We start from the raw sequence: 19,885 nt of genomic DNA, 5'->3' as shown, positions 1-19,885 counted from the left end.
TTTACCCACCCTTCCTTTTTGTATTACTCTACATAAAGCAAGGCACTCTTTTAAGAACAGACACGTGCATTAAAAACAAAAAAAACAACGCCTGTAAATTTATTCCTGACAGGCGTTGCTTTTCATTTCATTATTCTAATACAATACTAATCTATACTTCAGTGATAACCTTACCTACTTATTTGATAGGCTTCCATGAAGCGCCACCATATGCATATCGCTTAGCATCCCAAGTCATGGTCACTTCCAGAATGGTGTCTAGTGAACTATCCCCACGCCCTTCACCATTCCCTTGAGAATATAGATGCTGCTCAATCCAACGAATACTTTCTTCTGGAACAACAGGTTTGTCCCAATGATTCTCATGGAATATCTTATCAAAAAATGCAATCCGGACTTTGGTAGCAATGTTTTCGATAAAACTTTGAACACCTGGAGGTGCATAGGACGTAACTACGACTGTAATCAATTTTCCTTCACGCATATCTTCCTCTTGCCCTACTCTCAATTCCACTTCGCATTGATATACTTTAACTTCACCATTGTTATCGCGAATCAAATCTACTCCTAAATACGGCCAAGTAAAGCGATAGATACCAGAATGCATACGCAAGTTTTTGTTCTTCATTAAGCAGGCTCCTTTTACTAATATTTGAGTTAGTATTCGTTGTTGATCTCGACTAAAATGTAGTACCCATTTTTGTAGGATATATTGTACGCCGGTCGTCTATCATCACTTTCATCAGTGATACTTTGAAGATTTTCAAATGGTATCGTGAAATAGTATCTTTCTCGCTGATCTGCAACAACAATACCAGATTCGCCAATGTTAAGTTTTACATTTGGTATATAGGAAATAAATTGAAATGTATCAGGATCGGCAGACTCTAAAGTTCCCTCAAAGCTATTACCTTCATGTTTTTTCAGCAGCATTATAAGCTTGTCCCTAAGCTCGTCGGGTCTTTCATCAACCGTCACTAAATACAGATTAATTTCCGACTTATCATCATTCATAGGTTCACTTTTTACAATTGCTACTTTCCCAAGGTCCGCATTATTAATTTCTTTTTCACTACTGAATGTCTTAACAAATTCATTATCAATGTACACGTGTATTTTCATATCTCTACATTCTCCTTCAAAGATGGAATTCACTAATATGTTTAGTTGTAAAACATTATTGTACTACTTCTGCCTCAATCTTCACTATAAACGTTGTTTTCTTCCGGCTAGGAGCCTGATCAATCCGCATTACAGCAGATACAGGGATCCGTTCCATAATCCATCTTGGCACTTCTGCGTCCGGAGTCACCTGATGTTCTATCTTTATTTTTTCGGCTTCCAGGATCGCTATTGCGTGCATCAATCATATCTATTTCAGTTCTGAAATTAAAAGCCATAATACGTCTAAACTCATGATGCTTAGAAATTTCCATTCCCTTTCTGTCATGAGATGGTTCAAAAGATGCTTTCCATATAATCGAATCCTCTTTAAACAGCTTCTTCTTTATCTCTTTAGTTAGGTAGATTCTATTATTTTGGTATATGGAGTATAAACGTGTAAAAAAACCTTTAGGTTCTTCAGAAATTTTAATGGTGACTATGTACGACTCTGGTAGCGCAGGTTGAACGCGTTTTTCAATTGTAAATAAACCTAAATCATTCATTAAAGATCTCCTCTTCTAATTTGATTCTGAGTATCTTCGTACTGTGCAATAGAATATTTTTTCTTCTTAAAGAGATACTAATCAAAAATTGTTTATTTCACAGGAGGCAACAATGCTGAAAAAACTAATAATTCTCTTTGTTTTTTGCTTTATAGCCGTTGGAATTTCTCCATATGCTGCCGTAGCATCAAATGATCTCTACAAAACACCTACATCAAAACAATCTGATCAGTGGAAAGTTGAAATCAAAAAAGTTGAGAAATATACCTCCAAGATGTCAAAACCTCGTGAAAATGAAAGTGAAATGTACAACATTATCATCACCAATATCGGAGCTGGATTAGAAAATGTCGTATTTAACTCCTATAGAGATGAACCAAATACCCAAACAAAGTATGGATTAAGCATTTCAGACGATCATCATAAGAATTTTAAACATGGTGAGTTAGTCGACTTTTCTAACTTCCCTATTTCAGTTGATTCAAAGGAACTTCAAATCGAAATTAGCTGGTACGGAAAACCTTCAAACAACGAAACCCATCATAGAAAGTACAAAGAAACCTTTACTTTCACACCAGAAAAATAATAGAAACTTGTTGGGCACTTCGGTGCCCTATTAGTTCACAGTTTGCGTCAATTACGTATCTCAACAAACGGCTGGGTTTCAAAAGTTCCGTAATAGTAGGATTCTAAAGTAAAAGGTAATGACTTATTTTCTTCTAGAATTAAATATCTAATTGCTTCGTCCCATGTTAGGTCCTCGTAGTCTTCATAACTAACAACTGGCTTCCATTCTCTACATACTCTGAATTGATATTTGTCCGTTTCTTCTTTTTTTATTGTCAGAGTTTCTCCTTTAACTACAAGTTTGTCTTCATATAGATAACCAATATGGAACTTGCCACTATTCCCTATCTTTTTTGATTCCTCATTTGAATTAGCAGATGAATGAACCAATATTTCCATTTCAAAATTGCCATCATGCAAACCAACTGTAGTAAAATACTTGTTCATAAAAAAACGCTCCTTTTTATCGCTAAATAAATCAGTTTCGTCGTACGGCGTAGCAAGCTTACTTACTTCGTCCTTCTTTAATAAGACCCAAAATGTGACTTATAGTGCTTTCCTCTAACCCCGAAAGCCAATGAATCGTTTCAAGCTCAGGTTTTGTTAATTCACGCCCGATTGTAGCCTGTATTTCTTCTACAAACGGTCTGTATTGCAAAAGGTGCCATTCTTCCAATGGTTTACCTTCTGGAAACCAAGAACTAGTCAAATCCTTTTCAACCCACTCGACACGACCGCGATCATTAACACCTTTGTACTCTAATTTCATTTGATTCACTCCCAGCTGATCAACTCCACCGCAAATTCCAGTTCTTCAGGATTCGCTATGGGTAATTTTGAACAAATACAAACCAGTGGCAAAAACTAGTAGAATAGACGCAATCATATAAAACAGTTCAGTACCATCAAAAATCCCCTTAATTATTACCGTAACCGTTACAGCTAACCACAACCAAAATGCCATCTTACGCAATATTTTTACTGTTTCAATAGATAACATTTTTTTCCTCCTTTAATTTCCTTGATTTTTATGTCCAGCTGATCGACTCCACAGCAGCTTCTAAATCTTCCACTCCAGGAGTCGTATAAATCATGGTCATTGCAATGTTCGGTGTTCCGTCCTCCTTATAGTGACCCATCAACATGGCCACCTTCTGCAGATCGTTACCGGCAGCTACTAAATCATGACCAAACGTATGTCGGAGGCTGTGACAAGATAAATCCTTGATTCGCGTTCGTGCTCGATACTTCTCAACGATATGTTGAATTCCGCGCTCAGAGCATTTTGACGATCGTTTAGAAACAAACACATAAGGACTGGAAGAAGTTCTTTCTGCTAGATAGCCCTGTAGGGCGGCCCGTAGCTCTGCATTAATAGGAAGCTCACGATCCTTGTCTCCTTTACCACGAATATATACGCTACCTTTCCGTTCGCTCATGGTTAAATCCGTGAGCTGCAGATCGCAAAGCTCATGCACCCGTAGTCCAAGCCGGAGAAAAGTCAGTATAATTGCATTTTCCCTTTTGTCTGCCCTGTACCTGACATCTCGAAGTAAAGCATTCTGTTCATTCCGGGAAAGCCATTTCGGAAGACGACGAGCTGCAGGAGGCTTTTTGATCGGCCCTACTGGATTATCGGGTATGTAATTGTTCTGAGCAAAAAAACGGAAGATCGCGTTTAACTGGACAAATGTTAATTGCATGGTCGATGGTTTGGCCGGCCCGCCATTCCTGCCGCCATGCTGTAACAGATATCTCTTGTAATCTGAAATATCTTTTTGTGTTGCAAAACCTGCGTCTTCCAAATCCGGATCACTTAACCGTATCCATTTTTCAAAGGTGGTCCAGGTTGTCAAATAATTCTGAATCGTCTTATCTGCTTTTCCTAGTTGTTTATATTGATTCAAAAATTTCTCAAACATTGCGAACCTCTCTTTTATTCAAAATATAGAGGACGACGAAATAAATCAGCGTTATAAAACGGTAGAATGCGTCCTCCGCATTTCCATTATATCTCATTTCGTCGTCCTTTGTATAGAGAAGACGACGAACATATGCAGCTCAATATTAGCCCAATTATCTACTTGGCTACTATCCAAGCAATTAGTAAGCTACAAATCAAGAACTAAAATAAACCACCTCTATTTGAAGTGGTCTCTTACTTCTTAAATCTAACTAAGTATCAACTTATAGATCAAATAGTCCTCCACCCGGCTGAAGTATTTTAGGATCTAATATTTTGAAATTCGGGTCAAAAGCTCCGCCATCACCACCACACCTTTGACTACTACAATAAGGAGTCGGACGGGGTTTATCTCCTATATCAGATGCGACAGTGGTGGGATTAATTGCAATTTCTGCGCCTGTTACTGAATCAAAAGTAAAATAATGCGGATACGCCTGAGCATTTGTTCGATAAGCAATCATTGCTGGATTCTGATTCCAGTCTTGTGGAGATACGTTAAATAAGTGTGTATCCTCGGGGAATACATATTTTTGATTAAATGCAATGTGTGTTATGTCATGAGCATTATCTAACATCATTACTTTTTGGGTTCCATCTGGATATTCGATCTCAAAAATAATCTTTTTGACTCTACCTCGCAGATAATTATACTCTGACCTCGGGGCTAATTGATGTCCAGTATAATGAGCTGGGGAGTAGCTATAATTAAATGGGCAGTAGTAATACATTCAACTTTCTCCTTTCATAACTATACGTTTTAGCTATTCTATTTGTGGCATTTGCCTATGGTGAATTGTCCGATAAATTCAAACCAGGTATTTTTACGAATTGTTTTGGCGATATTGCAGTTTCTGGGAAGTCCTTCAAGTATCCCACCTTATGCCCATCTGCGGAATTTACACCACTCTAAACATTTACAAAAAACTTTACATTTACAAAAAAATTTACCCCTGCTATACTGTAGATAATTCAATTACCTTTTTATGGAACGGAGGAAATGCTATGGTTTTAACTGAACCACTTCTATTTACAATCCCTAGTAAAATCCGAACAGAACTCAATATCGATTCTGGAACTGAAGTCTCGTATGCTGTCTTTAATACAGAACTGAATTATAAAGGCTACATTATTCAACTTAATCCCGAAAAACCTTTTTTTGGAAAGAAACCGTCTACTTATAAGGTTTCGTCTAAAGGGCAAATTCGGATCACGAACGAAATGCTAGAACATTTGGAGATTCAGAATAAAGAGGAATTAGATGTTGAAATCGTAAATGGTGAACTACATTTGATCCGAGGATGGTTTTATATATTTCGTAATATTGTTATTGAGCGTCGTCCAGACTTCTTTAGGGATACGAATCCAAAAAATGATTGCCTTACGGTTAGGTATCATGCTCAATCTGATTTACCAGGTAATCGCACGTTACGTGTGAATGAGGAAACTTTTTCTTTAATGAGATCTTTGTTCCATAAAATCAAAGCTAAGTATGAACCCCATTCGCAAAAACCTTGGGTTGGTATTCCTTTAGATCCTGATGGACTCTTTGAAGAAACAGGATTGTCCCTATTTCTAGATCAAACCATCGTTCCTGAAGCAATTACAATCCAAAAGCTAGGGGCTGCATACCTACCAGAACCACTTAACAAACTGTTTCGCACTAGAAAAGCGTTTGTAGTCAAAGAAAGAAAAGTCTCCTATCTTGAAAGTGGTCAGCAAATGAGTAAGGAGATTAATTTTGGCCAACAAGAATTAGCCAGTTTGTTCTTTCGAAATGGTCGTGAGTTTCGAGATTACTATACTCCAACCGGTGAAAAAGTTGAATCGGTTGAGCTCTATAATGGAGATTTAATTATTGTTAAAACTCACAGTATAGAATACTGGCCAAGAATATTATATAACTAGCCAACGGATTGGCAATTTATGCTACTGTTGCGGCAATTGAATTGTATAACGTGGATTTAGTCGTTTTAGAAAGTACCAGAACATTTATGCTGCATTACTGATCGAAAATAAAATATTAGTAGAGTATAAGAAAGACCACTTCAATTTGAAGTGGTCTTTCTTGTATAGAACTTCAGAATTGCCCCCACAATTGGACAATATTAATCATTGAATAATTTCTAACACAGTGTAATATAATAACAAGAACATAAGTTCTGTTATTGGGAGGGAAATACCATTTTCATTAATTATGATAAGTTACCGGTCCACCAAGTCATGTGTATAGATATGAAATCATTCTATGCATCGGTAGAGGCTGTATCCAGAGGGCTAGATCCACTCCAAGTGCATCTTGCTGTCGTAGGATCTCCAGATCGAAAAGGGAGTATCGTGCTGGCTGCCTCCCCTGCACTTAAACGTGACTTTGGGATAAAGACGGGAAACCGCCTGTATGAGATTCCGCAGGATTCGCGGATCTTAATTGTACCAGCTCGGATGAAATTGTATCTGGACACCTCGATGATGATTACACAGCTGCTGAACGAGTACGCGCCAATCGAAGCCATTTCTATCTATAGTATTGATGAAAGCTGGATTGTGACTGATGGACTGGAACGATTATATGGTGATATCCGAAGCATTGCTGAGCACATTCAAAAAAAAATCATGGATCTACATGGCCTTCCTTCCGCGATCGGCATCGGCCCGAATAAACTAATCGCAAAATTGGTACTCGACAATTACGCAAAAAAAACCGGGATTGCAGCGTGTAGCTACCAGGATGTTGAAAAAATGTTTTGGCCACTACCTGTAGAAAATATTTGGGGCATTGGTGAACGGATGAAACGAAATTTGAATCGAATGGGCATTTATTTGCTTGGAGATTTAGCGAGAACGCCCTTAGAACGAATGAGGAAAAAGTTTGGCTTGATGGGTGAGCAGTTGTTCTACCATTCGTGGGGAGTAGATTTATCTCCTGTATTTGTTGATCCGAGAGAAGAAATGCGGAAGGGATTTTCTTCCGGCATTACTTTAATGCGGGATTACTCACTCCAGGATGTACCCGTAGTAATCTACGAATTGACGGATACACTGGCTAGAAAACTCCGGAAGATCCAAGCTGCAGCATTTACTGTTTCCCTATCTATTGGATACAGCAAACACGCTAATATTAAAGGATTTTCTCGGTCAAAGACAATGTATCAGGCTAGTCATACCTCCAAGCATCTGTATGAAACTTGCTTACATTTGCTTAAGAAGCATGCATCTCCTGCACCAGTCCGGTTTATTCATGTTGGTGTGTCTAATATCATCGATGCTGGTACTCTGCAGGTCGATTTATTTACGGCAAAGCAAGATGAGCAATTAATGAAGCTAGGAACAGTTATGGACGATATTCAAAAGAGATTTGGCCCTACTGCCCTGGTACGGGCTAATGCCTTGACTGAGGCCAGCACGGTCATAAACCATTCTACAAAAATAGGAGGACATACAGGATGATTGATCGAGGACATAAGAAGTGGGTTTCAATGATGTTGCCGGAGCATAAAGACCGGCTACAGCGTTGGGTTGAATCTCAAACAGAGGTTGAAGATACAGAGCTGGATGAGGATAAGTTAGAAGAGTTGAACCAGGTGATTCAGTTCTGTTTAAATGAAGATCGTACAGCGCAGGTCTGCTATTACTCCAATAAGAGGCTTCACTATAGTACGGGGAAAATTGTAAAGGTCGATATGTTGGAAGGAACGATTAGTCTTGCAGGATTAAGAGGCTTGCTGCGGATCTCAATTCGTGACGTGAAGGATATAGATTTAGTTGTGAACACTGAAAAGACCACTCACGATTAAAGTGGACTTTTTTTTCAACTGCTAACAATTAGCTATATCATCGTACTCATAATATTGTGTTTATTTGTAAGTATTCAACTTATTTTCGAGTCTTTATTTCTAATTCATAACGACTCAAATCTGTCGGATCAACTTTACCAATGAGCAAAGAATCTTCTTCAGACAACGTAAACCCGATGACAGGAGCCTTTTTTATAACATGTCTCCCTTTCATGTTGACTATGAAATAATCGCCTCTCATTGTCTTGACTTGAAATTCACGGTTTGTTTGTTTGGCTTTTTTTTCATCAATTCTAAATTCAAGGGGTCTCTCACGCTCAGGGAATGATTTCAGTAATGAACCCACGATCTTGGAAACATAGTTGTTATTTCGGATTTGTCTAAGAATTAATAGACTGATACCCATCAACAAAGTTAAAAATATTATCGCCCACAAAATATGCTGTTCCATAATTACTCCTTAGAAATTTTTTCACTGTTTTTCCCCATTATGAACATCGTGGGTTTTGAAGTATCTACATCATTGGAACGATTTGAAAATGATGAGTAATTCGTTTTAATATCAAATGTTCGACGATACCCTCTCGGTTCGCTTTTGGTTAGGTTAAGAGGCGGTGATTTTTCTTTCTTGTAATTTGTACCGATTATCAGTTTAAAATAATCACTAATATGACTAAGAATTAAACCTATTCCAAAGGCTACAATCAGAATGACAACTAGCCAAGAAAGTGATATTGGATTTGTCCATATAAATACATACATAGGGATGACTAATACAATCGCAACAATACCTATAAAAGTGTAATATAATTTTTCACTCATCTTAGGCCTCCACCCTTCTAAGAAGGGTACATAATATTCATACGGTGTTTAAGCATTTACTCCAAAGGCAATACTTTCAAATGAAATAAATTCTTTGTTCTTTTCAAACACTTCCTTTAAAATCCCTCGAACCAATTGATTTAAGGTAATTTCTTCATAATCCTTACTAGAATAAATTGGAATTTTTAATATAGGTATCTCTACAATCTTATTTCTCGGATCGCAAACTTCACAATGTATTATTTTATCATCATTTAGTATTTGTGTTTCTCCATTATATATATGAAAAAAAGCATTTTGATTAGCATCAAATATTACTGTTCCTAAGTTCATTTCACATACAATATCCATTGCATTTTCTTGATCTTCTGCATCTATTACATCTACAAGTACATTCATTAGATATTCATTATTCTGAAACACTCCATAAACATTAAATTTTTTCATCATTCACATTGCTCCCCTTATACAACTTAATATTCAGTCGGTGTTCATGATATTTGTTCTATATACTTAGTTTTATAGCCCACTTTATCACCCTCTCGAAGGGCTTCAAAAATGAAATTCACGCCGTAATGAAGTCGTTCGATCTTTTCCGCTATATTCCTTTGATTTTCTCGGATTGCTATTTTATATTCCTGATCCAGATAAGTTGCAAGATAAGGCAGCTCCTCGATTAAGATTCCTACGTCTTCCAAAATGCTTTGAATCATTTCATCGTCTCCAAAGACAAACGGTTGCTCGTTATGTTTTTCAATAACTGCTTGGAATTTTTCATTCATATATGGAACTCCCTATACAACTTAATATTCATTTTGTTCCTTTGCGATTTTGAGAGATACCATAAATAACTAGAATGAAGAATATTCCACTGAATGGAGCTAAAAAGATTCCTATATCTTTTAAAAAAGATAAATCAGCCACATTTAATACACCGTCCTATTCATTTTGTATCTTTTGAACTCCATGGAACTTCATTTTGAACATCTAACTGTTTAAATAAATCTTTAGCTGTTTGAAGTCTTTCTTGATCTTCGACATTAGTAGAAGTATCTTTCTCTTCTATATGTTGAATCAATTTTTCGAGAGCTGAACTTAAGACTACAATGTCCCAGGATGAAACATCTTCGATCTCTGCTTTTTCAAATATGTATTGTCCGTAGTTGTTTACTTTACGACTAACTAATACTCTCATACCTTCACACCCTTCTATTCAATATGATTCATCAACCGCATGAAGCGTTATATATGGCCACATTTACAAGAGAAAATACTTTGAAATTATGATAATAATACTTAAAAATATAGCCGCTATAAAACTATACTTTAGACTAATCTTTTCAGCATCCATGTATTCATTCCTCCACAGAATTCACTTTTTTTGAATCTCCTTTTCTGATACAAAGATTTATTCAATATGTATCTTAGCCGGCATTTATTGCAAGTGTAATTGAATCCGATTGTACCTCATTACTATATTCATCCAATGTTGTTGGTACAAATTTATTATCTTCTGAAAAATAGTTTGCGAATGATACATGTTTATCTTCTTCCCAATTAATGAAGCAATAGCATCCATCAATTGGAATTTCAAATAGCCCCCATTTATTAAGTGATATATTTTCCTTCATAAATATCTGAATTATTTCTTTTACATCAGCAATGGTTTTCTCGTCATTTCGAACTAAAAAATTTAGATGTGAATTTGTTGTATTACTTATCACTTGTATAAATTCATTTCTTAAAAATTTCAACATATCGGGATTACCTTTATCCAACACCATTTTCTGACTACTTTCACAATCGCTCATTCCCTATACACTCTCCTTATCAATATGTAACCTAATTCCGATTGGCCAAAGTCGGAATGAATTCTGCCCACAATTCGGCTGGATCAGTATCTTTATGTTTCTTGCAATTTCTATAGAGCAAAGTTGTTTTACCTTCTTCCTGAATTACGTAATCAATTACCCACCAATAATGAAGGCTACCGGCAATCGCCAAAATTTCCCTCTCATCTTTGTTATCCGGGAACGATATGCTAACCTTTTCTTGATTGCCAGAATCTGCTTTTAACAGGGAGTCCCTAATTTGAAAAAGAAGAGTATATTTGCCCTTAATCTTCTGTAATCTTTTGGGTGATATATAGTTTTCCCACTCATACTCAAGCATCATTTCAATACATCCTCTCTATTCACTGAAGTACATTAATATTTTTCATCATCTAAATCATGATATGACTTAATTTTAACAGTCATCCAATACGTGAATTATGTTTACACCCTTGCGCGAATCATAGATTTGATTCCCTCAGATACCCCACCGGAAAAAGCCCAGTTCCAGTAGTGCAGATCAGCTGCTATTTTACGGTCATTTTCTGTTATTGGCCTATCTGAAATTCCTAAAACAGAACGACCAATTCCATCACAACGGGCACCTAATGACTGACATACATTATTACCTCTGCTCAACCACAAATCGCGTGAAACAGATAGACCATAAGCAATATTTTTCTTCTGTTTCGAGCTAAAATCGTCATTATAATTTGCTAATAATGACACTGCTTTCCCTATACTTCTGTGTTGCTGCAGAATTAGTATGGGCTTCGCTAAAAGAATAAATAATAACCCTCCAAGCATCCAAAAAGTAACCTCTTTCATAAAAATACACTCCTTTTATCTTTTCAATGGCTGTAGAGTGGCATTACTGAACTTTTTCATTTGCCACAGGACAAATTCGGGCGGTTGATCGGACGCCGATCGGACTGATCAGCTTATATTTAGAGACTTAGGCATTTATCACGTATTTGCACCAACTACATAGGATATATAAAAATCTTATGGAGGTTATCTTAATGATGAAACATGATCTTACACAACCACATACTAGCACTCCAAATTTTATACCAGTGAATGTCTACATGCCCACTCCGGAGGTGACTATAGAATCAATTAGTCAACCATACCAGAAACAGGGACCACAAGGGTTACGACAGTGCCGAACTGTTTGTGTAAAGACTTGTGTTGGTGGCGTTTGCGTTAAGGAATGCGTAGAATATTGTGACTAACAAACGTTCTTAGCATAGAGAGTTATTCAGAAAAACTTCAGTGTTTGAGCTAAGTAACTAGCGCGTACCGATTGAATATCGATGCGCGCTGTTTTAGTATGGCATGCGCTCACCAGGACCATGTTTATCATCCTTACACGGCTACAACAAAAAACTGCCTTTCCTATGAACGAATTTATTCATCTGTATTTTCACCTCGGGGATTACTACTTGATAAATGTTCTTTAATCGTAAATCACTCCCCTAGCCCCATTCCTAGACTTCGCATTTGGATGGGTCCTACAGTATTAGCAGCTAAGTCTAACCATTCATTTTTCATTTGTTGTGACATTAAAGGCGGTCTCTCTAGTACGACCTTATAGATCTCCTGGCTTCCTTTAAACTGAAATTGTAGGCGCTCTTTTCCTTTCCCTGTGTGATCTAATTTAAAGCGCTCCACAGGCTTATTAAGCATTTCTGAGGTGATGTCAAATTTATTATGTACGGCTGGCATGCCTTCAGCTTGCTTTAGCACTTCTTTTAACGGAATCTCTTTCTCAGGTACTTTCCATTCTACCTCTTCAGGCTTGATACATTTTAAAAGAACCTTTGATAGCTCACTATTGTACTTCATAGGATCGTCAGTAGCTTGGATCACTGCACTCATATACTCTTCCTTTGAGGCTTGTGACCACTTCAATTCATGGCCAGCATTCTGTGCCAATTGTCGAAAAAATTCTCGGGTACTTCTTCCGTTCCCTTCTCGGAAGGGATGAAGGTAGTTTACATCCGAATATAACGCTGCAGCTTTGTCAGCAAACTGTTCTGGCGTTGTATTCTTGAAAAAGTTATTCTCTTTCAATGTATTGAAGATATTCTCTGCCTTGAAAGGAATGGAAGGACTATCCGAAAACCAAAAATTGTCCTTTCCAATATTCACTGTGCGAATGTTACCTGCGAAAGGGTATACGTCTTCAAATAAATACTTATGTATGACCTGAAGATGTTTCATATCGAAGTTGCCCAGGATAGGCTTAGCTTGTAACTCCATGAGACGGAGCGCAGATCGGTTCCTCTCGAAAATATCCAGCAGCTCTTGATCTCTCAAACCAGCATGGTTAATAAGGACATTCGTTCCCGGGTACAAGTAAGCCTCACTCACTTTTTTCCAGCCTCCATCATTGCCTCGTTGTATTCTTTATCAGAAATCTCTCCGTTTAATCGGCGGAAAAGCAGATCCTTTTCTTTTTCATTTAACGCAGCTTCCTCATAATTGAGAGAAGCGTTTACCTCTTTGAACCTTTTTTCGAAATCTTCTCTTGAAATAGTCATTTTTTCTCTCTCCTTATTCATTAAGTGTCCAATCCTTCATATCTTGGTAATGACATTCTTCTTCTTTGTAATCGTTCATTTTTGTACCGATCACAGGATTACTTATATAATAAATTTTCTTATTTCCATTATCCCAACCCAAGATAACCCTAACTTCTTGGCCATCTGTATAGCTTTCACCCTGTATAGTCAACTGATTATCAATCTTTGGGATTTTGGATATATCAACTCCCTGCCAGTCGGAACATTCACTACATAAATCATGTTCTTTATTCAACCAATAACAAGGACCATTCACTGACACGCAAGCATTGTTATCAGTACATCCGCAAACTTTACAGATCCCGTACATAAAGTATGCTCCTTTCTTAATTCTCTACCTTTTCCACACGATAGGCCGATGAAGACAACAAAAATTCATCCTCATCTGGATTGAGATTCTTTAGCCACTGAAAAGCTTCAGATATCGTCCAAGTCACTTTTTGAAAATCATCTTCTTCTAACATGTAATCTGGGTTAAACAAGAGGTCTAGTTTCTCCTTCTGAGACAACCTTCTGGGATCGATTGGAGGTGGTGTTTCTTTCGTGACAATTTCAAATCCGTACAATACTCGATCTGTATCGGTTATCTCTTTATCTTCCTGAGCTAGAAGCTGAATATAATCTTCTCTCAATACCATGATCGTTCCTTGGAAACGAGCTGCCGCTTCTTCTTCAGTACAGTTATCCGCCTCCCCGACTACAACCTCAACAAATAAATCATCGTAATAGTTAAAATGAATTACACGCCACATATTACAACCTCATTCCATTAGAAATTCTCTTTTCATTGAATATTTTGCACTTTTTTCTTTAAGTTCATTGTAGATGTGGTTCTCCCTGTGGATGTAACTTTGAAGTTCCTGATTAACCTCCTGGTGAAATAAGTCCAGTTCTCCCACACTATGCAGGACATACGTTAATCCCTCTGGCTTCATAAGATCAAGGAGTGACTTTTCTTGTTCGTTGTATAAAAGTCCATGCGTCCCTGCAGGACATATAAACACCTTACTACGATCTCTATTTCGCAACAGTTTTTCAATGGAAGAATAATATCTAAATGTCATTACATATCGAGGCAATACATTGCTCATTCGTTTTTGAAATCCTTCCTCATGACATCTTAACTTCGCAATAACTACAAAAGGGTTAATTTTCTCAGCCTCTACAGCCATTCTTACGAGCAAACTATAATTCTCCATGAGAAGTCCCCTCTTTATTTGATAGGTGCTCTAAATATTTCTGAATTTCTTCTGCTGTATACTGGCTCAACAGATTAAACATTTCGACCTCTCTGAAGGGCTTAGTCTCGATGCTGGATTTAAAATCCTCCATGCCTTTCTTGGTGATCAAGTCTGCTGGATCTTCTCCTTCCGGAAGATAACCAATCCAACTCTCCAGCCCTTCAGCCTGAAGAATTTCCGCTGCATTATACGCCCCTTCTTGGCCAGCTGGATCCCCGTCAAATAGGATAAGTCCTTTCGTAGCACCACGTTTCTTTAACAACTTTGCATGCTCCTTGGAGAACTTATTAGCGCCTCCTGTGTTTGTACCATTGGCATTACCGTGAGTTTCTGCCACCAGCTGATCAATGAAACTTTCAAATATAGTAACAAGTCCCGAAACAAGGTAATCATAACCACCAAGGAAATTCGTATCTCCGTATAGGTATAGATGCTTTACCCCTGTGTTTTCATCATTAATGGCCCGGCCATAGAGATCCACTACTTTACCGTTCATAAAAATGGGAATGATCGCCCGGTAGAAGAACTTGTCCAACCCTTTTTTATTGAGCAGCTTAAATTCAGTCAGTTCTTCTTTCGTGAATCCAAGTTGCTCCAGGTGATTACGAAGGCAGCGACCGCCAGGAGCGTAACCGGCTTTATACTTTTTCAATACGTCCAAAGATATCCCTCGACTTAGGAAATATTCATAGTTTTCTTGCTTATGATAGAATTCAGCTGCTAATTTAAGCGCAAGATGCTTTCTATCTTCACCCGTTTTCTCCGGAAGATCCATTCCAGCCATTTCTGCTAACTCAACTATCGCTTCCTGAAATGTCTTACCAGAATACCGAGTCAAAAAATGAATGGCATTACCGTAAGCTCCACATGATTCACATTTAAAGGTTTGAGTCTTCTTTTTGATTCTTCCATTATCGTAGTCACTTTTACCACAACAAAAATCTGCTATATACATATCATTTTTAGCGCTCCCAATCTTAACCTTTACACCATGTGCTTTCATAACATCTACCAGGCTCACATTTGCTAAAAGTTGATCGATATAATCCGTTGTAAAGTGCATCTTTGTAAACGATGATTCTTTCCGTTCTACAATGGCAAGATGGGGAGTTTTTTCAGCTAATTTCAAGCGCTGACTACTCATATTTGGTTGCCCCTTCCTCTATAGGTCTACTTTTTACTTTTCGATACAGATAGTTATAGACATGCTCATCCCGAAGAATCACATTTTTAAAGTCATTAGGGATCCTTCCTGCCTTGATAATCATTCGGTACGGGTCCTCTTCAAGTACATGAGCCAACCGAATCAATATCTCTTCAGATGGTGCCGGTTCCTTTCCCGTCTCGATTTTACTCAAATAAGGTGCTTTTATATTAGCCATTTCTGCCAGCTCACCTTGACTTAATCTTTTTTCCTTCCTTAAATCTCGTAGGTACTCATTAAATAATTCCATGGTCATCCTCCATTGGTAAACAAATGCATTATCGATAAGTTAATTATACCATTTTATATTGCGTAAATACACAACTTTTTTTGAGTATTTACGCAATATAAAAGAGAAAAGAGCCGTGATTCCGGCTCTCTTTTCAATTAATTATTTAATCCGATGGCTTCTGAAATATTCAGACCAGTCGCCAGCGATCACAACGGAAACCGTATCTACTTTGGTATTGTATTCGTTCTTAGCTGTAAAGGTAAACGTAACCGGTCCATCCGGAAGCTTATCAAAAGAGCTGTCATATAATTCTCCTGTCCAAAGAGTCTTATCACTGTTGGTCGGCGTGAGTTGCGTGGTATATCCACCTGTCATGGTTACTTGCACGGTATCTGGCAGACCTGTTGCTATCCCCTGCAGGACAAAACGTTCTCCTGCCCAGAAAACGTTATAACCTCTCGGGCTTTCCTCGTTACCACTCTGTTTCAGGTTGTAGTCTTTGCGGTTATTATTCCATTCTTCGGTGTGCTTCACTGCACCTTTTATACTTAATAGATTCACCATGAAGTATTTACGTGCAGAAACATTGCTCCAGTTGAATCCGTCAAAAACTTCAACCTCGACGGCATACTTCTCGTTCTCGATCAGCGAACCAGCTGGAATCTGCCATTGCTTAGCGCTTGATACTTGTTCACCGGATTGTACCTTGATTGCACCAGTGGCCAAGTTAATAATTCGCACCTTAAACCGTTGCTGTAGATCTCCGTCCTCATCTTGATAATCCCATTTAATGATCGGTGTGAGTGTACTTGCGATCGTTGGTTTTGACGAGTCCGTACTGGTTGGATACGTAATATTTACTGTTGGAATTCGATTCACGACTGTTATACTATGCGAAATTTCACGGTACAGCCCCAGGGAATCCGTTACAAGCTGTCTAAAGGTGAATACACCATTACTACTAAACTGCTTGTTAAAGTCCTTTTTAGTGCTTGCTAGGGCTTCTGTTCCACTTGCTGGTTTTAAGAAATACTTGTGGCTTATGGTATCTCCTTTTGGTTCGTCCGGATCAGTTGCCGTACTCTTAATATTAAGAACGTCCGTCCGATAAATCGGTACCTTTGTCGCATCTCTACCTGTATCCGTTACTAAAGTGAATCCCGGTTTAGGTGGATTATCAATGATAAACGTTTTTTCATTAGAGATTTCTGACCAAGACAATTTTGAATAGGCACGTCCATAAACTGTAAAATATTCAAAACGATCAAATGTATTGTTAGGAATTTGATATTGTCTCAGTAGTCCGGTGCTATCCGGATTTTCAACACTCTTAACCAAGAGATCATCCTTCGAATAAAACTCCAGTCTATACTTTTCCTGTGGATCATTTTCAGGATCTGTATACGTCCACTTAATGAGTGGATCTCCTTGTAACTCTGCATCGATTACCGACGGATTAGTCGCGGTCCCAGCAGGAGTTGTAAGAGTTAGAGTTGGTGCTAGATTCTTCTCTACATTTACCTTCAGAGTAGCGATGTTGGACTTATCACCGATCTGGTCCACAACCCAATGCTCTAATGTGTAGATCCCAGACTCAGGAAAATCAATCTTGATATTAGGAGTTCGATACATTTCAGTTGTACCATCACTATCTGTGACTTTCCAGTAATACTGCAGGCTACTAATATCTGATGGATCTTCATCTGAATCCACGCCATAGTACGTTATAGTATCATACTGATAAACACTACTTGGGCCATTAATTCCTGCTGTTGGAATATGGTTTTTAACAGTGAACATACGTGTAGCATACGAAGTCAGTGGTGTGATATTTGATGCTACTGGTATATCTGTGACATTAAGTCGCATTTCCCATCCATCAGAGATTGCTTGTTGTGGTGAAACTCCACTACTTGCCATGATGCTACCAATTGTCATGGATTGATTACGATTGCTACCCGTATAATAATAGGGGCTGCTATTAAGTCTGGCGTACCATGCGTATGACAGTGAATCTCCATCTTCATCTGGATCTGGTGTCAGATTTTGCATCGTAATAGGTGTATCTCGATATACTTCAGATGGCATTTTAAAAGCGGCTGCAGGTGGAAGATTCATAACTTGTACATTTTGGCTATACCACTCCGACCACAAACCACGATTATCATGTACTTGTAGATTAATTTGATAATTTCCTAATCCAAAAGCGGCGATGTTCGGCGGTGTTGTTGCTCCACCCCAATGTTCCCAAACTTTATTCCAACCATCTTTGATTACAGTCCAATAATAAACATCTAATGGATCATTATCCGGATCAAAGGATTTATCTATAATCGTCGTAGCTTTACGATAGGAAACAATATTAGGCTCAACTGTGAATAGTGCTACAGGAGGTAAATTACCAGCTGCTCCGACTGTCCTCTCGCACCAGTCGCTCCATACACCTAACCCATTTTCACCATCCATGTCCCTTACTCTTAACCGTATATCGTATTGATCATTACTTGGCAGCGGATTAGGTGGCTGGCCATCATTCCATATTGTGGATTTTGTTTTCTTATATTGCCATTGCCTATCCACAATCCCTTTATTGGACGCAGTAATGTGGTCTAGGTCATAGGAGGTATCAGCGATTTGAACATATCCCCCCATCAGTTTCGCAGTAAATAATGCTATGGGCTTACGATGCACATGAAAAGTCATGGTAGATAAATTATCTCGACTCCACTTCCGGTATACATCAAATCGGTCATCATTTTTGGGATTGTCCCGTCCCTGAAAAGTTGCCGTATAAACACCACTGAAGGGAAATGACGGATAAGCGGATGATCTCCATAACCCTGAATCTCCAATAATCCCCATAGAATTATCAAAAAAGTAAGGATCATGGTCATATCTAAATCGCTCCGTGTATTTTTGATCTCCTTCAGAGTCCATATATTTTGTTTTTGTTTCTATAGGTGTGTTGATTAAGACAAACGCTTTGTTCCTCAGTCTCGCCTTCACAGACAAATTGAGCGTGGCGGTTTTTTTCATACCCGAAGGATCTGATGCGGTAATATTCATCGTATAATCGCCTGGGGGCAAGGAATCTTCAATAGCATCTATCGGAATATAAAACGGCTTTACTGCTTGAGCTTGAGGGACAACCGTTTTTTTATAGAAAATATTTGGTATCTCGGCGGTTACCGTCACGTCTTCATTATCCGGATCGTTCACATAACCCTCAATAGTCATACCGCTCAACCCATTATCATTAATTAAAAGCTGATTATTAGGCGTGGTCACTGTGAGCGTTGGTGGATGATTGGGGATCAGCGTATACTTGTGCCCCCCTGTGTAAATCCACTTGCTATACTCATCTAAATTACTCACAGTAGTAGAATAATTATAAAACAATTGAATCGCTTTTGGCTCAAAAGGATCAGGCCGCCAATAATACCCTATATCATTTTTATCTGGGGTAGAACTCAGATCGAAAGTAGTAGACTCATTATAATTAGTCCCATAATTATCTACTGTGCCTATATAATTTTCCCAGGTCATTGTTCTCATTCCTGACCATTGATCATTATCATATTCCCAATCAGGATTCTGCAATGCATTGAACATCAAAGATATTTGTGCTCTGACACTTCTTCCACCAGTAGTTACCGTTATCGGCACACCCACGTTACCTTGCATTGTGGCGTTTTCTGGACTTATATCGAAGCTCATTAACTTTGTTGTACGATTATATTGAATATTTATAAGGGTAAATGATGGGGCATAAAAACTTAATGACCCTCTGAAATCCCCTTGTGAATCAGATACGGGATACACCGTGATATTACGGTAATATGTGATGTCTTCGCCTTCTGCTGCTGATACTTTCAAGTCTTTCTTTGATACTCCAGGCAGTTGCTCCGGTACAAGGGAAAAAAGTAACAGAAACACTACAACGAGTAAAATTCTTTTAGTAAACCTCAATCTTTT

At 38.1% G+C, this 19,885-nt stretch carries 28 protein-coding genes; 4 read left to right on the top strand and 24 right to left on the bottom strand.

Features of this window, described 5'->3' with window-relative positions:
• Window positions 1-178: 178 nt before the first annotated feature.
• From NSQ50_RS31225 to NSQ50_RS31215, 3 genes are all read right to left on the bottom strand, one after another.
• Window positions 179-628, bottom strand: coding sequence for a hypothetical protein (locus tag NSQ50_RS31225; protein WP_036681501.1), 450 nt, complete (start codon window positions 626-628; stop codon window positions 179-181).
• Window positions 629-657: 29 nt separating this feature from the next.
• On the bottom strand, window positions 658-1,122 hold the full coding sequence (locus tag NSQ50_RS31220) for a hypothetical protein (RefSeq protein ID WP_036681503.1): 465 nt from the start codon (window positions 1,120-1,122) through the stop codon (window positions 658-660).
• Between the two features lie 119 nt (window positions 1,123-1,241).
• A complete protein-coding gene (locus NSQ50_RS31215; protein WP_036681505.1) occupies window positions 1,242-1,667 on the bottom strand; it encodes a hypothetical protein in 426 nt (141 codons plus the stop codon).
• A 112-nt stretch (window positions 1,668-1,779) separates the two neighbouring features.
• Between NSQ50_RS31215 and NSQ50_RS31210 the strand changes: the two genes are divergently transcribed.
• A complete protein-coding gene (locus NSQ50_RS31210; RefSeq protein WP_036681919.1) occupies window positions 1,780-2,253 on the top strand; it encodes a hypothetical protein in 474 nt (157 codons plus the stop codon).
• 47 nt (window positions 2,254-2,300) lie between these two features.
• On the opposite strand, the gene NSQ50_RS31205 is transcribed toward NSQ50_RS31210, so the two are convergent.
• The 5 genes from NSQ50_RS31205 to NSQ50_RS31185 all read right to left on the bottom strand — a co-directional run bounded on the left by NSQ50_RS31205 (window position 2,301) and on the right by NSQ50_RS31185 (window position 4,928).
• Window positions 2,301-2,681: a hypothetical protein gene (locus NSQ50_RS31205; protein ID WP_051491174.1), complete on the bottom strand. Its 381-nt coding sequence runs from the start codon at window positions 2,679-2,681 to the stop codon at window positions 2,301-2,303.
• Between the two features lie 58 nt (window positions 2,682-2,739).
• Window positions 2,740-3,003 (bottom strand): hypothetical protein, encoded by a 264-nt coding sequence (locus NSQ50_RS31200; RefSeq protein WP_036681126.1) that lies wholly within the window; start codon window positions 3,001-3,003, stop codon window positions 2,740-2,742.
• Between the two features lie 45 nt (window positions 3,004-3,048).
• Window positions 3,049-3,234 (bottom strand): hypothetical protein, encoded by a 186-nt coding sequence (locus tag NSQ50_RS31195; RefSeq protein ID WP_036681123.1) that lies wholly within the window; start codon window positions 3,232-3,234, stop codon window positions 3,049-3,051.
• A gap of 28 nt (window positions 3,235-3,262) precedes the next feature.
• Window positions 3,263-4,156: a tyrosine-type recombinase/integrase gene (locus NSQ50_RS31190; protein ID WP_036681121.1), complete on the bottom strand. Its 894-nt coding sequence runs from the start codon at window positions 4,154-4,156 to the stop codon at window positions 3,263-3,265.
• A gap of 265 nt (window positions 4,157-4,421) precedes the next feature.
• On the bottom strand, window positions 4,422-4,928 hold the full coding sequence (locus NSQ50_RS31185) for a hypothetical protein (protein WP_036681119.1): 507 nt from the start codon (window positions 4,926-4,928) through the stop codon (window positions 4,422-4,424).
• Between the two features lie 274 nt (window positions 4,929-5,202).
• On the opposite strand from NSQ50_RS31185, the gene NSQ50_RS31180 reads away from it, so the two are divergent.
• The 3 genes from NSQ50_RS31180 (at window position 5,203) to NSQ50_RS31170 (ending at window position 7,991) form a co-directional block, all read left to right on the top strand.
• Window positions 5,203-6,105 (top strand): AbrB/MazE/SpoVT family DNA-binding domain-containing protein, encoded by a 903-nt coding sequence (locus tag NSQ50_RS31180; RefSeq protein WP_036681117.1) that lies wholly within the window; start codon window positions 5,203-5,205, stop codon window positions 6,103-6,105.
• Window positions 6,106-6,432: 327 nt separating this feature from the next.
• A complete protein-coding gene (locus tag NSQ50_RS31175) occupies window positions 6,433-7,644 on the top strand; it encodes a Y-family DNA polymerase (protein WP_051491173.1) in 1,212 nt (403 codons plus the stop codon).
• On the top strand, window positions 7,641-7,991 hold the full coding sequence (locus NSQ50_RS31170; protein ID WP_051491172.1) for a YolD-like family protein: 351 nt from the start codon (window positions 7,641-7,643) through the stop codon (window positions 7,989-7,991). The genes NSQ50_RS31175 and NSQ50_RS31170 overlap by 4 nt, the downstream gene beginning before the upstream one ends.
• 79 nt (window positions 7,992-8,070) lie before the next feature.
• Here the strand turns inward: NSQ50_RS31170 and NSQ50_RS31165 are convergent, their stop codons facing one another.
• The 16 genes from NSQ50_RS31165 to NSQ50_RS31090 all read right to left on the bottom strand — a co-directional run bounded on the left by NSQ50_RS31165 (window position 8,071) and on the right by NSQ50_RS31090 (window position 19,879).
• On the bottom strand, window positions 8,071-8,442 hold the full coding sequence (locus NSQ50_RS31165) for a hypothetical protein (protein WP_036681111.1): 372 nt from the start codon (window positions 8,440-8,442) through the stop codon (window positions 8,071-8,073).
• 2 nt (window positions 8,443-8,444) lie between these two features.
• Window positions 8,445-8,813 carry a hypothetical protein gene (locus NSQ50_RS31160; RefSeq protein ID WP_036681109.1) on the bottom strand — a complete coding sequence of 123 codons (369 nt, stop codon included), beginning with the start codon at window positions 8,811-8,813 and terminating at the stop codon, window positions 8,445-8,447.
• A 48-nt stretch (window positions 8,814-8,861) separates the two neighbouring features.
• Window positions 8,862-9,263, bottom strand: a complete 402-nt coding sequence (locus NSQ50_RS31155) for a hypothetical protein (protein ID WP_036681107.1) — start codon at window positions 9,261-9,263, stop codon at window positions 8,862-8,864.
• Between the two features lie 41 nt (window positions 9,264-9,304).
• Complete coding sequence (locus NSQ50_RS31150; protein WP_235219452.1) at window positions 9,305-9,595, bottom strand: hypothetical protein; 291 nt, start codon at window positions 9,593-9,595, stop codon at window positions 9,305-9,307.
• 161 nt (window positions 9,596-9,756) lie between these two features.
• A complete protein-coding gene (locus NSQ50_RS31145; RefSeq protein ID WP_036681105.1) occupies window positions 9,757-10,008 on the bottom strand; it encodes a hypothetical protein in 252 nt (83 codons plus the stop codon).
• Between the two features lie 229 nt (window positions 10,009-10,237).
• Window positions 10,238-10,624 carry a hypothetical protein gene (locus NSQ50_RS31140; RefSeq protein WP_200870214.1) on the bottom strand — a complete coding sequence of 129 codons (387 nt, stop codon included), beginning with the start codon at window positions 10,622-10,624 and terminating at the stop codon, window positions 10,238-10,240.
• A 31-nt stretch (window positions 10,625-10,655) separates the two neighbouring features.
• Window positions 10,656-10,988 (bottom strand): hypothetical protein, encoded by a 333-nt coding sequence (locus tag NSQ50_RS31135; protein WP_036681102.1) that lies wholly within the window; start codon window positions 10,986-10,988, stop codon window positions 10,656-10,658.
• 101 nt (window positions 10,989-11,089) lie between these two features.
• Window positions 11,090-11,473 (bottom strand): hypothetical protein, encoded by a 384-nt coding sequence (locus NSQ50_RS31130; RefSeq protein WP_036681100.1) that lies wholly within the window; start codon window positions 11,471-11,473, stop codon window positions 11,090-11,092.
• Window positions 11,474-12,115: 642 nt separating this feature from the next.
• A complete protein-coding gene (locus NSQ50_RS31125) occupies window positions 12,116-13,021 on the bottom strand; it encodes a Fic/DOC family protein (RefSeq protein WP_051491171.1) in 906 nt (301 codons plus the stop codon).
• Window positions 13,018-13,212, bottom strand: coding sequence for a hypothetical protein (locus tag NSQ50_RS31120; protein WP_143758618.1), 195 nt, complete (start codon window positions 13,210-13,212; stop codon window positions 13,018-13,020). Before NSQ50_RS31120 ends, NSQ50_RS31125 begins: the two co-directional genes overlap by 4 nt.
• Complete coding sequence (locus NSQ50_RS31115; RefSeq protein ID WP_036681098.1) at window positions 13,205-13,543, bottom strand: hypothetical protein; 339 nt, start codon at window positions 13,541-13,543, stop codon at window positions 13,205-13,207. The genes NSQ50_RS31120 and NSQ50_RS31115 overlap by 8 nt, the downstream gene beginning before the upstream one ends.
• A gap of 16 nt (window positions 13,544-13,559) precedes the next feature.
• Window positions 13,560-13,985 carry a hypothetical protein gene (locus NSQ50_RS31110; protein WP_036681096.1) on the bottom strand — a complete coding sequence of 142 codons (426 nt, stop codon included), beginning with the start codon at window positions 13,983-13,985 and terminating at the stop codon, window positions 13,560-13,562.
• Window positions 13,986-13,994: 9 nt separating this feature from the next.
• On the bottom strand, window positions 13,995-14,405 hold the full coding sequence (locus tag NSQ50_RS31105; protein ID WP_178420286.1) for a hypothetical protein: 411 nt from the start codon (window positions 14,403-14,405) through the stop codon (window positions 13,995-13,997).
• Between the two features lie 13 nt (window positions 14,406-14,418).
• The gene (locus tag NSQ50_RS31100) at window positions 14,419-15,618 is read right to left on the bottom strand and encodes a toprim domain-containing protein (RefSeq protein ID WP_036681092.1); all 1,200 of its coding nucleotides are present in this window, start codon (window positions 15,616-15,618) and stop codon (window positions 14,419-14,421) included.
• The gene (locus tag NSQ50_RS31095; protein WP_051491170.1) at window positions 15,611-15,928 is read right to left on the bottom strand and encodes a helix-turn-helix domain-containing protein; all 318 of its coding nucleotides are present in this window, start codon (window positions 15,926-15,928) and stop codon (window positions 15,611-15,613) included. Before NSQ50_RS31095 ends, NSQ50_RS31100 begins: the two co-directional genes overlap by 8 nt.
• A 141-nt stretch (window positions 15,929-16,069) precedes the next feature.
• On the bottom strand, window positions 16,070-19,879 hold the full coding sequence (locus NSQ50_RS31090) for a hypothetical protein (RefSeq protein ID WP_036681089.1): 3,810 nt from the start codon (window positions 19,877-19,879) through the stop codon (window positions 16,070-16,072).
• Window positions 19,880-19,885: the final 6 nt, after the last annotated feature.

Origin of the sequence: Paenibacillus sp. FSL R10-2788, from assembly GCF_038003885.1 — a bacterium.
GTDB lineage: Bacteria > Bacillota > Bacilli > Paenibacillales > Paenibacillaceae > Paenibacillus_AQ > Paenibacillus_AQ odorifer.
This window is presented reverse-complemented; position numbering and strand designations above follow the sequence as displayed.

Excerpts from the sequence above, each read along its gene's own strand:
- NSQ50_RS31225 (WP_036681501.1), bottom strand. The coding sequence starts at position 628 with ATGAAGAACAAAAACTTGCGTATGCATTCTGGTATCTATCGCTTTACT.
- NSQ50_RS31220 (WP_036681503.1), bottom strand. The coding sequence starts at position 1,122 with ATGAAAATACACGTGTACATTGATAATGAATTTGTTAAGACATTCAGT.
- NSQ50_RS31215 (WP_036681505.1), bottom strand. The coding sequence starts at position 1,667 with ATGAATGATTTAGGTTTATTTACAATTGAAAAACGCGTTCAACCTGCG.
- NSQ50_RS31210 (WP_036681919.1), top strand. The coding sequence starts at position 1,780 with ATGCTGAAAAAACTAATAATTCTCTTTGTTTTTTGCTTTATAGCCGTT.
- NSQ50_RS31205 (WP_051491174.1), bottom strand. The coding sequence starts at position 2,681 with ATGAACAAGTATTTTACTACAGTTGGTTTGCATGATGGCAATTTTGAA.
- NSQ50_RS31200 (WP_036681126.1), bottom strand. The coding sequence starts at position 3,003 with ATGAAATTAGAGTACAAAGGTGTTAATGATCGCGGTCGTGTCGAGTGG.
- NSQ50_RS31195 (WP_036681123.1), bottom strand. The coding sequence starts at position 3,234 with ATGTTATCTATTGAAACAGTAAAAATATTGCGTAAGATGGCATTTTGG.
- NSQ50_RS31190 (WP_036681121.1), bottom strand. The coding sequence starts at position 4,156 with ATGTTTGAGAAATTTTTGAATCAATATAAACAACTAGGAAAAGCAGAT.
- NSQ50_RS31185 (WP_036681119.1), bottom strand. The coding sequence starts at position 4,928 with ATGTATTACTACTGCCCATTTAATTATAGCTACTCCCCAGCTCATTAT.
- NSQ50_RS31180 (WP_036681117.1), top strand. The coding sequence starts at position 5,203 with ATGGTTTTAACTGAACCACTTCTATTTACAATCCCTAGTAAAATCCGA.
- NSQ50_RS31175 (WP_051491173.1), top strand. The coding sequence starts at position 6,433 with ATGAAATCATTCTATGCATCGGTAGAGGCTGTATCCAGAGGGCTAGAT.
- NSQ50_RS31170 (WP_051491172.1), top strand. The coding sequence starts at position 7,641 with ATGATTGATCGAGGACATAAGAAGTGGGTTTCAATGATGTTGCCGGAG.
- NSQ50_RS31165 (WP_036681111.1), bottom strand. The coding sequence starts at position 8,442 with ATGGAACAGCATATTTTGTGGGCGATAATATTTTTAACTTTGTTGATG.
- NSQ50_RS31160 (WP_036681109.1), bottom strand. The coding sequence starts at position 8,813 with ATGAGTGAAAAATTATATTACACTTTTATAGGTATTGTTGCGATTGTA.
- NSQ50_RS31155 (WP_036681107.1), bottom strand. The coding sequence starts at position 9,263 with ATGATGAAAAAATTTAATGTTTATGGAGTGTTTCAGAATAATGAATAT.
- NSQ50_RS31150 (WP_235219452.1), bottom strand. The coding sequence starts at position 9,595 with ATGAATGAAAAATTCCAAGCAGTTATTGAAAAACATAACGAGCAACCG.
- NSQ50_RS31145 (WP_036681105.1), bottom strand. The coding sequence starts at position 10,008 with ATGAGAGTATTAGTTAGTCGTAAAGTAAACAACTACGGACAATACATA.
- NSQ50_RS31140 (WP_200870214.1), bottom strand. The coding sequence starts at position 10,624 with ATGAGCGATTGTGAAAGTAGTCAGAAAATGGTGTTGGATAAAGGTAAT.
- NSQ50_RS31135 (WP_036681102.1), bottom strand. The coding sequence starts at position 10,988 with ATGATGCTTGAGTATGAGTGGGAAAACTATATATCACCCAAAAGATTA.
- NSQ50_RS31130 (WP_036681100.1), bottom strand. The coding sequence starts at position 11,473 with ATGAAAGAGGTTACTTTTTGGATGCTTGGAGGGTTATTATTTATTCTT.
- NSQ50_RS31120 (WP_143758618.1), bottom strand. The coding sequence starts at position 13,212 with ATGAATAAGGAGAGAGAAAAAATGACTATTTCAAGAGAAGATTTCGAA.
- NSQ50_RS31115 (WP_036681098.1), bottom strand. The coding sequence starts at position 13,543 with ATGTACGGGATCTGTAAAGTTTGCGGATGTACTGATAACAATGCTTGC.
- NSQ50_RS31110 (WP_036681096.1), bottom strand. The coding sequence starts at position 13,985 with ATGTGGCGTGTAATTCATTTTAACTATTACGATGATTTATTTGTTGAG.
- NSQ50_RS31105 (WP_178420286.1), bottom strand. The coding sequence starts at position 14,405 with ATGGCTGTAGAGGCTGAGAAAATTAACCCTTTTGTAGTTATTGCGAAG.
- NSQ50_RS31100 (WP_036681092.1), bottom strand. The coding sequence starts at position 15,618 with ATGAGTAGTCAGCGCTTGAAATTAGCTGAAAAAACTCCCCATCTTGCC.
- NSQ50_RS31095 (WP_051491170.1), bottom strand. The coding sequence starts at position 15,928 with ATGGAATTATTTAATGAGTACCTACGAGATTTAAGGAAGGAAAAAAGA.